General features: G+C 42.7%; 6 protein-coding genes. 4 read left to right on the top strand and 2 right to left on the bottom strand.

The window, feature by feature from the left end; genetic code table 11:
- Nucleotides 1–485 (bottom strand): transaldolase family protein (locus J4N25_RS21275; protein WP_207423813.1); only part of this gene is annotated, 485 nt, incomplete at its 3' end.
- Nucleotides 486–549: 64 nt separating this feature from the next.
- Complete coding sequence (gene xylA, locus J4N25_RS21270; protein WP_207423830.1) at nt 550–1,878, bottom strand: xylose isomerase; 1,329 nt, start codon at nt 1,876–1,878, stop codon at nt 550–552.
- 963 nt (nt 1,879–2,841) lie between these two features.
- Between xylA and lacZ the strand changes: the two genes are divergently transcribed.
- The 4 genes from lacZ (at nt 2,842) to J4N25_RS21250 (ending at nt 13,177) form a co-directional block, all read left to right on the top strand.
- Entirely contained in the window at nt 2,842–5,982 is a 3,141-nt protein-coding gene (lacZ, locus tag J4N25_RS21265; RefSeq protein ID WP_207423812.1) for a beta-galactosidase, LacZ type, read from the top strand.
- Between the two features lie 540 nt (nt 5,983–6,522).
- On the top strand, nt 6,523–9,702 hold the full coding sequence (locus J4N25_RS21260) for a SusC/RagA family TonB-linked outer membrane protein (protein WP_242695968.1): 3,180 nt from the start codon (nt 6,523–6,525) through the stop codon (nt 9,700–9,702).
- A gap of 8 nt (nt 9,703–9,710) precedes the next feature.
- Entirely contained in the window at nt 9,711–11,444 is a 1,734-nt protein-coding gene (locus J4N25_RS21255; RefSeq protein WP_242695967.1) for a RagB/SusD family nutrient uptake outer membrane protein, read from the top strand.
- A gap of 161 nt (nt 11,445–11,605) precedes the next feature.
- A complete protein-coding gene (locus J4N25_RS21250) occupies nt 11,606–13,177 on the top strand; it encodes a glycoside hydrolase (protein WP_207423811.1) in 1,572 nt (523 codons plus the stop codon).
- The last annotated feature ends 302 nt before the right edge of the window (nt 13,178–13,479 follow it).

Here is a 13,479-nt window from a genome sequence, read left to right as displayed (position 1 = left end):
GTAGGATAACCGTAGTTATCAAAAATAGTACGGATGTCTTCGATTAATGTTAGTCCGTCAGTTGAGATATCGTCTAAACGACCAATAAAAGGAGACACATAAGTTGCACCCGCTTTAGCAGCTAATAGAGCCTGACCAGCAGAGAATATAAGCGTACAGTTTGTTTTAATGCCTTTTTCGGTGAAGTACTTAATTGCTTTTACGCCATCTTTTATCATCGGAACCTTTACCACAATGCGCTCGTGGAGTTTAGCCAATGCTTCACCTTCAGCAATCATTTCTTCAAAAGTTGTAGAAATTACTTCTGCACTTACATCTCCATCTGTAATTTCGCAGATAGCTTTGTAATGGTTAATTACATTTTCCTCTCCAGTAATTCCTTCTTTAGCCATTAGGCTGGGGTTAGTTGTTACACCATCTAAAACACCTAAATCATGCGCTTCTTTAATTTGAGCGAGGTTAGCGGTATCGATAAAAAATTTCATATTCGAATTTTAAAAATGGCCTCCGGTTTAACTCCGGAAGCCAGAGGTAACAGTATTAATAAGCCTAAATAAATCTATTGATGATACTTTCCAGGTGTTCCTGTTTTCCGCTTATTGTTTCAGGCTCGCCATTTTCAACAGCGTAAGCTCTTAAGTCCTCAAGCGAAAGCTTACCTTCTTCAAATTCCTTACCTTTTCCAGAATCAAAAGAAGCATAACGCTCCTGACGGAATTTTTTGTAATCAGATTTCTGAAGAATATCATTAGCTGTGATCAAAGCACGTGCAAAAGTGTCCATACCAGCGATGTGAGCGATGAACAAATCCTCAGCATCAGTAGAGTTCCTTCTGACCTTGGCATCAAAGTTCACACCACCTCCCTGTAAACCACCAGCTTCAAGGAAGACTAACATTGCCTCAGTTAATTCATTAATATTGTTGGGAAACTGATCTGTATCCCAACCGTTTTGGTAATCGCCACGGTTTGCATCAACAGAGCCTAACACACCTGCATCTGCAGCTACCTGTAATTCGTGTTGGAAAGTATGGCCAGCAAGAGTTGCATGGTTTACCTCGATGTTAATCTTGAAATCGTTTAACAGATCATGCTCGCGTAAGAAGCCGATAACAGTCTCGCAATCGAAATCATACTGGTGCTTTGATGGCTCAGCCGGTTTCGGTTCAATGAAGAAATTACCAGTGAAGCCGTTTTTGCGGGCATAATCTTTAGCTGTATGTAAGAAGCGGGCAAAGTGTTCTTTCTCACGTTTCATATCTGTATTCAGCAAACTCATATAACCTTCACGGCCGCCCCAGAATACATAGTTCTCACCACCTAAAGCAATAGTTGCATCTAACGCTGCTTTTACCTGAGCTGCCCCATGGGCTAGTACGTGAAAATCAGGATTGGTAGAAGCACCATTCATATATCTTCTGTGAGAGAATAAGTTTGCAGTTCCCCATAGAAGTTTGATTCCTGTTTCTGCCTGCTTTTCTTTAGCGTACTCAACGATAGCCTGTAAACGTCTGTCGTTTTCAGCAATATCATTTCCGTAATCTACAAGATCCACGTCGTGGAAACAGTAATAAGGAAGGTTCAATTTGGTGAGGAATTCGAACGCCGCATCCATTTTATCTTTTGCGCGCTCTACTGCGTCAGATTTCTCATCCCATGGGAAAATGTGGGTTTGACCACCGAATGGATCTGAACCATTACCGCAGAATGAATGCCAGTACGCCCCAGCGAACTTGAAGTGCTCTTTTAATGTTTTACCTGCAACCACACGGTTTTCGTCGTACCAACGAAACGCTAATGGATTATCAGACTCCAGGCCCTCAAATTTGATCTGGCCAATTCCTTTAAAATACTCTGTTCCTACTAAAGATGAATTCATCATTATATCATATTGATTTTTTACCTCGTGTATCACCCGAAACGGCAATACCAACGTTGGCATAAACATAGAAAGTTTTCCAAACAAAGGGTAAGCTCTCATGATGATTATAACATTTATGCCACATATTTAAACATATGTTATAGGATCAGGTAAGGAAAAGCCTGGATTAAGGCAAGCGAGAGAGATCTGAAAGAGACAAACATCTCTGCCAGGAAACAGCATCAAGCAGGCTGCTGCGAATCAAAAAGCGGTGTAAGCTTTGGATTGAAATCAGTGGGATAACCAAGGTGAATAGACAAAAAAGCTCATGAAAAGCAACTCACATGTAGATCACTTTATAGCCCGGGAGTGTTTCATTAAATCCATGCATTTATAGAAAAACGCACAATAATTAAAGAGGCGTTGATTTTTACTTTTCCTAAGCCTAGCTTATCTTCAGCCCCCGTTCGGCAGTTATTCCATTGCTGTACAACAAAAATTGACATAATACCCCCTTCTTTTTAAGACTTTAACCCCTTCTAGATATTAAGTTTCTCGTCAATTTTGAACAGGAAAAATTTTTTTTGGATTGGTCGCCAAACTGCGAGTTTCCTGTAGTCACACACGCTATACAAATACTAAGATATTCTCCCCCTAATGTTTAGAAAAATTTCCTTGGGGAGGTCCATTAATAAGAGGGGAGATTAATGAAAGATGCGAAAGGGGGTTGGCGAGATATTAATTAAGCAAAACCAAGTATGGAACATCCATGCCGATTCGGGCAGTCGGATAAAAAACATTGAAGGGTCCATTCTAATCCTGGCGGGCAAGTTTGCTTAGTAAAGCAGATCAGCAGTAAAATGGGCTTCTCGAAAGCCTGAGCACTTATTTCCTGAATGCTATTGCCAGCTGAGAAAGAGTTAAATAAAGCACTTTTTAAACTAATAATCTTAAAAATAAACGTAAATAAACATTATCCAGATGCATTGGAATTTAATTAAGAAAACTACAAGATTACTTATTGTAGCCAGCGTCTTTCTTGCAAAAACAAGTTTTGCGCAGGGGGGAAAGAACGACTGGGAAAACCATGAGCTCATTGAAATAAATAAAGAAAAACCGCATGCTACTTTCATGCTTTTTTCAAATGTGAAGGATGTAATAGACGATAAATACGGCAAATCACCCTGGCACGAATCATTAAACGGTAAATGGAAGTTTGTATATACGGATAAGTATGCTAACAGGATTAAAGACTTTTATCGTCCGGACCTGGAAGACAAGACCTGGGCTGAAATCCCCGTTCCTTCAAACTGGGAACGTAAAGGGTTTGGTACAGCTATTTATACCAACGTTATTTATCCATTCCCCAAAAACCCTCCTTTTATAGGTGAGGATAACCCCGTAGGAACATACCGGAAAACCTTTACAGTTCCTTCGAATTGGGATGGCAGACAAACCTTTATTCATTTTGGATCAATTACCGGCTACGCTGTTGTTTATGTAAACGGACAAAAAGTGGGAATGAGTAAAGTCTCCAAATCACCTGCAGAGTTTAATATCACTCCATTTATTAAAAAAGGCGAAAATCTGCTGGCTGTACAGGTATTTCGCTGGCACGACGGAAGCTACCTTGAAGATCAGGACTTTTTCCGCATCAGCGGTATTGAAAGAGATGTGTTCCTGTATTCCTTACCTAAGCTGAGCATCTGGGATTTCTTCCTTAAACCGGATCTGGACGCAAACTATAACAATGGTTTATTCTCTGCCGAGATTGACCTTCGCCAGTTTAAGGATAACCCTGTAAAGGGCGGAAGCTTAGCGGTTGACATTCTTGACAATACTGGGAAAAAGGTTTTCTCAAGCAGCCAGAATATCAGCGTATCCACAGATACCATTCAAACATTCAAGCTAAGCGGAACAGTTAAAAGTCCTGCAAAGTGGTCTGCTGAAAGTCCGAGTCTTTACGACTGTATAATAACGCTTAAAGATAATGCCGGAAATGTACTAGGGCTCACAGGAGCAAAAATCGGCTTCAGGAAGGTTGAAATTAAAAATTCAAGATTGCTAATCAATGGTGTTCCATCCTATGTTCACGGCGTGAACCGACATGAACACGATGATGTGGAGGGCCACGTTCCGAGTCGCGAACTGATGATCAAGGATATACAGTTAATGAAGCAGTTCAACATTAATGCGGTCAGAACAAGTCATTACCCTAATGATCCTCTTTGGTATAAGCTATGTGATCAATACGGGTTATATCTGGTGGATGAGGCTAACATTGAAACTCATGGAATGGGAGCAGAACTTCAGTGGCCATTTGACAAGTCTCAGCATCCTGCTTATCTTCCGCAATGGGCTCCTGCACATCTTGATCGCATGAGAAGACTGGTTGAAAGAGACAAAAACCATGCGTCTGTAATCATTTGGTCATTAGGAAACGAGTGTGGCAACGGTCCGGTATTTCACGACGGATATAAATGGATGAAGCAGAGAGATCCCTCCCGCCCGGTTCAGTTTGAGCAGGCCGGGGAAGACTGGAATACAGATATTGTATGCCCTATGTATCCGCGGATCCAGGATATGAAAGCTTATGCGGCTTCAGGCAAAACCCGTCCCTATATAATGTGTGAGTATTCTCATGCTATGGGTAACAGCAGCGGAAACTTCCAGGAGTATTTCGATATTATGATGAACAGTAAGAACATGCAGGGCGGCTTTATATGGGATTGGGTAGATCAGGGGATGAAAACCACTACTCCTGACGGACGCGTCTTCTGGGCTTATGGCGGTGATTTGGGAGGCTATCATTTACAGAATGACGAGAATTTCTGTGGCAATGGCTTAATTGCTGCAGACCGTAGCGTCCACCCAGGCATATACGAGGTAAAAAAGGTCTATCAGAATATTCTGTTTAAGGAGAAAGATCTGACTTCGGGTATAATAAACGTTCAAAATTACTTTGACTTTACCAACCTCAACAAGTATGATTTCAAATGGGAGCTTTTCCGGAATGGAGAGAAATTAAAGGAAGGGACATTCAATGTAGATCTAGCTCCACATCAGCAAAAGGACGTAAAATTAAACATTCCTGCCTTTAAATCTTCTGCAGGTACTGAGTACCATTTAAACGTCTTCGCCTATACAAGAACAGCCACAGAGCTTGTTCCGGCAGGACATGAAATAGCCCGTGAGCAATTCAAAAAAGCCGGAGATTATTTTACAACAAGCCGGGGAGCAACCGGAAAACTGAATATTGAGAAGGCAAACGACAGGCTGCGTTTCAGCGCGGGCGATATAAAAGGAGAATTTGATATTAGGAATGGAAGGCTGGCTTCCTACACGTCGAAAAACTCCTCCCCTATCAATCAATATCCTGAGCCATTCTTCTGGAGAGCTCCAACAGATAATGACTTTGGAAGCGGAATGCAGGTAAACCTGGGAATATGGAGAACTGCACACGTGGACCGGAAGGTGAAGAATGTTACAGTGGGGGAGCAGTCTCCTGAAGGTTTACCAATTAAAGTAGAGTACATGCTTAACGGAATTAATGTTCCTTATACGGTAGACTACCTCATCCAAAACGACGGTTCGATTAAGGTAACTGCAGCCATAGATATGACAGGCAGGGATTTACCGGAAATGCCTAGATTCGGAATGCGAATGGAGCTTCCCTCAGAGTATTCACATCTGTCTTACTATGGAAGAGGGCCCTGGGAGAACTACAACGATAGAAACACGGCAGCTTTTATTGGGGTGTATAAAGACGAAGTAAAGAATCAATATACCCGCAATTATCTGCGCCCCCAGGAGAATGGTTACAAAACAGACGTGCGATGGATAAGGCTGACAAATAATGAAGGCAGAGGCTTACAAATCGAAGGAAATCAGCAAATTGGCTTCAGTGCTTTAAATAACAAGACAGAAGATCTCGACCCAGGATTGACTAAAAAACAGCAGCATCAAACGGATATTAAGCCAAGAAGCGAAGTTTATCTGAATATTGATTTGAAGCAGCGTGGAGTTGGCGGAGACGATAGCTGGGGAGCTTTACCACATGATTCTTACCGTCTATTAGATTCCAAGTATAAGTTCTCCTACATAATGAACTTATTGGACTAATGGGATAAAAAATTGGACCTGAGCGAAAAGTGAACATCAATCCTCTCAAACAATAAAAAGCAAAAAAAAGGTAGTCGTCCGACTACCTTTTTTTTATTATAGAATTTCCTTCCAGATCCTACCTTTAATAAATCAAATCTTCTGCCTTCCTTAACACGTACACAATTAGAACCAGCACACTAAGAAAGAATGTCTCCTCGGCTTACTAAAACTCTGGAACTCTTCCTCGAACTGATCAATTTTCAAATTAAATTTTCGAATAATTTATACATGGTTCACGAAATCCCGAATGGACGAATTAGAGGAGAAAAAACCAATAAAAAGGTGATTAGTGTCAGATTTAGGGGTGTTTTTACATTCTGTCCCGCACAATATGACAAAACACCCCTCATGCCAGGGCATCATTTGTACCTATTTTCGTGACAACCAATTATCTCTGTGCCACGGGAAAGCAAATGCTGTGATCAAAAAAGCTAACCACATTTCAGTGTTTGATAACCCGCTACAGAAGTAAAATTTTAATCAATTAAAAAACAAATTATGATGGAGTTTTCTCGAATTCATTATTCTCCCCCACAAGCGTTCCCAAAATTCGGCAATGTAGTCAGTCGATCTTTTATGACCTGCTTGTTGCTCATTTCACCATTCCTGGCTGGCGCGGAAATCGTTAATGTTCACGCTCAGATTTCTACTATCGGCCGTATTTCAAAGGATATTCAGGTAACAGGAAAAGTCCTGGATGAAAAAGGCCAGCCACTTCCGGGAGTAAATGTGTCCATTAAAGGTATCACCCAGGGAACTGCTACAGATGTTAACGGAAATTTCTCTATTCAGGTGAAGGATAGCAATGCTACTCTGGTTTTCTCGTTCACCGGCTACAGCACGCAGGAAATTTTGGTTGGCAACCGCGCGGTAATTAACGTGCAAATGGAAGTTTCTTCCAGGTCCCTGAACGAAGTAGTGGTGGTAGGTTACAACACACAGAAGCGCGCTACCCTCACCGGATCCATTTCAGAAGTTAAGGGAGGAGAGTTAGTAAAAAGCCCACAAACAAATTTATCCAATGCTTTTGCAGGTAGAGTATCGGGCTTAATCGTCAATAACCGTAGCGGGGAACCGGGCTATGACGGATCAAGCATAAGTGTCAGAGGTCTGGCAACAACCGGTAACAATGATGTACTTGTTGTAGTGGATGGGGTACCCGGACAAGTAGGCGGACTCGAGCGCCTGGATCCAAACGATATTGAAAGCGTAACTGTTCTGAAGGACGCATCCGCAGCAATTTATGGTAACCGGGCTGCAAATGGTGTTATCCTCATTACTACCAAACGCGGTAAAACAGGAAAACCTACCTTTAACTATTCGTTCAACCAAGGTTTTGCCTCACCTACCAGGCTTCCGAAAATGGCAGATGCTGCTACCTATGCAGAATTAATGAACGAAATCGAATATTACAATAGTGAAGGTGAAGGCTTGAATCAGGTCTATAGCGAGGAACAAATTCAAAAATTTCGCGACGGCTCCGATCCTCTGAATTATCCGAACACCAACTGGCTGAATCAGGTGCTTAAAAATCAGGCTTTGCAAAGCCAGCACAATTTAAGTGTGAACGGTGGTAACAATGATGTTAAGTACTTCCTTTCCCTGGGCGCTGTTTCACAAGATGGATTGTATAAAAACGGGGTTACCAAGTATAACCAGTACAACTTCAGGTCGAACGTAGATGCAAACATCACCAAGGCGCTTAAGGTAAGCTTATCCCTGTCCGGCCGTCAGGAAGACCGTTTATATCCCGCTGTGGGCGGAGGGGATATTTTCAGAGCTATATATCGCGCAAAGCCAATTGTGAGCGCATTTTACCCGAACGGGCTTCCCGGTACAGGAATAGAAAATAATAACCCCGCGGTTCAGGTAACAGACGCTGGCGGTATCAACCGTAACCCACGTCAGGTATTCAACGGAATCTTAAGGGGAAGTTACAATATTCCGGGAATTGAAGGTTTGTCGGTAGACGGCTATTATTCTGTAGACAAATCCAACACCTTTGGAAAGTCATTCAACACTCCATATTCCCTGTATACGTATAACGCGGCAACCGATGTATATACAAGGGTTACTGCAGGCGGGACAGCTGGTGCAGCCTCTCTGTATGAAACCCATCAAAATCAATCTCAAATCGTCTCAAATGCCAAGCTGAATTTTGTCAGGCAACTGGGGCAACATAATATAAACGCTTTTGTGGGTTACGAGCAGAGTAAGTTAAATCAGGAAACTTTCGGTGCATCCCGACTCAACTTTCCCAGCATCCAAACACCTGAACTTTCTCAGGGGGGTACAGCTGCAATTGATAAAGACAACTACGGTAGCAGTTATAACTTTACCCGTCGTAGTGTAATTAGCAGGATAGCGTACAATTACGGAGAAAAATACCTTCTGGAAGGCCAGCTACGAGCCGATGGTTCGTCTACGTTCGCTCCCGGTAATCGGTGGGGGTATTTCCCGTCTATTTCTGCCGGCTACCGTATTTCAAAAGAGTCCTGGTTTACCAACAATGTTGTGGACGATCTAAAGATCAGGGCTTCTTATGGTACACTGGGAAATGACAACGTAGGTTTGTTTCAATATTTCGACAATTACTCACTCAACAACTTCTATGTTGTGAGTGGAGCGAATGGCACGAACATCTCACCCGGAATAGACCTGATTAAATTGGCAAATCCCGGTATTACCTGGGAGGTTGCTAAAAAACTGGATATCGGTTTGAATGCAGTTCTGTTAAAAAACTTTAGCCTGGAAATGGTATACTTCCAGCAAAAACGTTCTGATATTTTGGCTAACCGGAACGCCTCTCTACCTGGAACCTCTGGTATCGTAAACCCGAATGGCTCAGATCCGCTGGTCCCTTCCGAAAATATTGGAAAAGTTAACAACAATGGTGTGGAGGGAACCTTAGGATACAACCATCCTGGTAAGTTCAATTGGGGATTTTCAGGTAACTTTACCTATGCCAAAAACAAGATCATCTTTATCGACGAGGCTTCCAGTATGCTCTCCTATCAACGCCAGACGGGGGGGCCTTTAAATACTTACCTGCTTTACAACTCGATCGGCATATTCAGAACCCAGGCCGATCTGGATAACTACCCCCATGTTACAGGAGCTAAGCTTGGAGACCTGATATATGAGGACTATAACAAAGACGGCAAGATCACCGCGGATGACCAGGTAAGGACGGACTTGGGCAATATTCCTCGAATTAACTATGGCTTCAACCTATACGGCGGCTATAAGAACTTTGATTTGACTGTGCTATTTGCCGGCCAGGCTCAGGTCCGACAACATGTACTGCCCGAAGCGGGTACAGTAGGAAACTTCTACAGCAGCTGGGCAGATAATCGCTGGAGTCCAACTAACCCCGAAGGCAGTTACCCAAGAGCTACAGACCGTGCCATAACTGCTATTAGCGGAGGTCTTTTTCCAAACACCTTTTGGTTGAACAATGCTGCCTTCCTCCGTTTAAAGAATGTACAGCTGGGATATACTCTGCCTGGCTCTTTGCTCGCCAAAGTTAAAATGTCAAGTGCAAGGCTATACGTAAGCGGATTCAACTTATTTACTATTTCTAAGGTAAAAGATTATGATCCTGAAGGCACAAGTGGCACAGGACAGTTCTATCCACTGCAAAGAATAATTAATGTGGGCGTTAATGCCCGTTTCTAAAAACCAATATGAAAAAGAAATTCAAAAAATATTTATATATGTTAGCGGCAGCAACTGCAACGCTAACCTCCTGTAAGAAAGACTTTCTGGATATCCAGCCTACTCATCTGGTTTCAGATGTATCCATCCTGGCCGATTCAATGCTTTTTCAAAATTATGTACTTAATCGCTACCTGGGAGTTAAGCTATCGGGGAATGAGGGAGAAGGCAGTCCTCCGGGATTTGGACGGGCTTTTGAGTATGCCATGCTTAGCTCAATAACAGATGAGTCAATGGCCAATCATGACGATAATACCTGGCTCATTCAAAGAGGCCAGCTGGCACCAGAAAACACTGGTATGGCAGGCACGATCTGGGCCAGGAGCTACCGTAGTATACGTGAGGTAAACTATGCTTTAACCAATATTGACAAAGTTAATATGAGTTCGGGCAATAAAAACAGGTTGACTGGTGAGCTTAAATTCATTCGTGCCTTTAGATATCACGATTTAATCCGTAACTATGGAGGAGCCGTGCTTGTTGGGGATAAGGTTACGAGTTTAACGGATGACCTGCAGGATCCAAGCCTCTTTAAAAGATCGACTATTAAAGAATCAATAGATTACGCCGTAGCGGAGCTCGATGACGCCGCGCAACGTCTGCCGTTAAATAATGACAATTCATGGGTGCTGGGACGCGCAACGAAAGGAGCAGCTCTTGCCCTTAAGTCGCGACTGCTATTATACGCTGCAAGTCCTCTCTATATTTTAGCCAATGACCCATCGGCAAAACCAAATTATGCAAACGGTGCAAATACCAGCGATCCAACCAGATGGCAAGCGGCCGCAGCCGCTGCAAAAGCAGTGATGGATCTTAACAAATACAGTCTTTATCAGGGAGGGTACCGTCAATTATTCCTGTCTCAAGATAACAACGAGGTGATTTTTCAGCGACTTTATACTAAAAACGCACGCCACGTGCCTATGGAACTAAATAACGGGCCAAACGGTTATAACGGATGGGGAGGTAATGTGCCTTTACAAAATATGGTGGACGCCTACCCAATGAGCAATGGTAAGCTTATAACTGATCCAACTTCAGGATATGATCCGCAAAACCCTTACGTTAATCGCGATCCACGTTTTTATGCTACCATTTTATTCAATGGAGCTTCTTACCGCGGCAGTACTGTTGAGACTTATACACCGGGAGGCAAGGACAGTCAGGAGGGTCCATCTAACTGGAACACTTCAAAGTCTGGCTATTATCTGCGGAAATTTATGGACGACAATAATCCAATTGATAATCCCTGGGAAGTTGCAGGATTTCAACCATGGATTTACTTCCGGTACGCAGAAATTTTGTTAAATTATGCAGAGGCACAGAACGAAGCAGCGGGACCAGACGCCAGTGTGTATAATGCTATCAATGCTATTCGTAGCAGAGCATCTGTAAATATGCCTGACCTACCATTAGGTTTGAACAAGGAGCAAATGCGTGCAGCGATACGCGCAGAACGGCGGATTGAGCTTGCTTTTGAAGAGCACCGTTTCTACGACGTGCGACGCTGGACAATTGCGGAGGTAACCGAGAATATCCCGGCATATGGTGTTACTGTAACAAGATCAGGCAATACGTTTAATTATAATCAAAAAGTAGCCCTGTCCGGAAGGCGCTTCGACCCCCAGCATTACTGGTTGCCTATTCCCCGTTTTGAAATTCAAGCATCGGGCGGACAGCTAACTCAGAATCCGTTTTATTAAATTGAGTACACTTTTGAGCGGTACTATTAATCATACCATCAGACTAAAAGGACGAGGGATTAAAGATTCGTCCTTATAATGCAAAGTTAGCAAAGACGACAGGAATAAAGTTTTCTTTATTCCTGTTTGCATGAAACTATTTAAAGCTATTAATCTAAAACATGAATTTTAAAACATTTTATACAACGTTATCTGCTACCTGTCTTTTCCTTGGCTCACAGGCGCAGATTCAGCCCCAAAAGGAACTGACAATAAACATTGATGCAAAAAACAAAGTGCAAACCATAGATAATATTGGTGCTTCAGGAGCCTGGTTTTCAGAGGGAATAGGGAAACACTGGCCCGACGCGAAACGTGAAAAAATAGCTGAGCTCTTATTCAGCCGCAGCTTCGACAGCAATGGAAACCCGAAAGGTATAGGACTGTCCGCCTGGCGTTTTAATATTGGAGGTGGTACTACAGAACAGGGTGACAGCAGCGGCATTACTGACTTTCGAAAAAGAGTTGAATCCTTCCTCGCTCCCGACGGAACATATGACTGGAACAAGCAGTCGGGTTATATGTGGTTTATGAAAAAAGCTAAAAGCTATGGAGTGGAAAATCTCATTGCCTTTTCAAATACTCCTCCGGTGCAGTTCACACAAAACGGACGTGGATTTAAGACGGAAAAAGATTTTAAAAGTAATTTGAAGCCAGATAAATACGAAGCGTTTGCAGACTTTCTGACCGAGGTGGTAAATCATTTCAGTAAGGAAGGAGTGCATTTTAATTACTTAAGCCCTGTTAATGAACCGCAATGGGATTGGTCATTTAAAGCAAATGCGGCAAATCAGGAAGGCAGTCCATGGACTAATGAAGAAATCAGTAAAATCATCACGCTCGTTAACAACTCCCTGCTGACGAAAAAGCTTAACACTAAAATATTAACAACCGAAGCAGGTAAGCTTACTCACTTGTATGGGGAAAATGAGTTAGCATCAAGGCAGATACAAAATTTCTATACTGATACTGGCAAATACAGTTTTTCGAAGCTAAAATTAGTACCAAAGGTAGTAGCGGGACATAGCTACTTCACTGATGACAGCGATAGCGCCTTGGTAAATGTGCGCAAACACCTGGCAGATACCGTGAAGAAATATGGGGTTGATTATTGGATGTCAGAATACTGTATGCTTACCGACGGATTTAGGGAGGGAACAAAACAAAGGCGCAGTGCAATAGATTGTGCGCTGTTCCTGGCAAAAGTTATTCATCATGATATTGCTATTGGCAACGCTGCCGCATGGCAGTTGTGGAACGTTTATGAGCCGGGTAGCGCTGAATTTGATACACAGTATTATCTTATGGCCCTACGTCCGAATAAGGATCACACGGACGGCGAGTTCGCTATTACCAAAAATTTGTGGGCGTTGGGAAATTACAGTCGCTTCATTCGTCCGGGAATGAAACGTGTTAGTATTTCACGAAGTGATAATATGCCCGAACTTAAACAAGCGCAGGATCTAATGGTAACCGCGTACACAGGTGGTAAGGATAAATTGGTGATGGTAGCAATTAATTATACAGGGCAGTCGCGGCCTGTTAAGCTTAATGCAAGCAACTTCGGAGCCCTAAAAACCTACCGCACGTATACAACTTCAGCTGGTTCTGACCTTGAAGCATCACCAGTAAAAAAAGTAACACCGTCAATAATCCTGGAGCCACGTTCCGTGACAACAATTATTTTAAACTAGAATGCTCTCAAAGAATAAGAAGAATATTTAGAGCCCTAAATTCAGGGAAGAAAGATAATAGCATTGGTCCTTTTGCTATCGATTCAGGTGCTGGAATAAGTCCAGCACCTTCTAACCGTTTAGTCACTGTCTACCATAGGATTCCTACTTAAAATGTGACTCACGATACCCGTAATAATCATCCAAAAAAGCATTCCGTATTCAAAATGCGGACGCCTTTGCTTCCAATAGCAAAATCACCGCCACTGATACGGAAATTACTGATATTCTCCGGTCCGAGAACGTTATCCAAGGCCTCGATC

The organism is Desertivirga brevis (assembly GCF_017355835.1).
The sequence above is the reverse complement of the archived record's forward strand: the minus strand, read 5'-3'. Positions and strand labels throughout refer to the sequence as shown.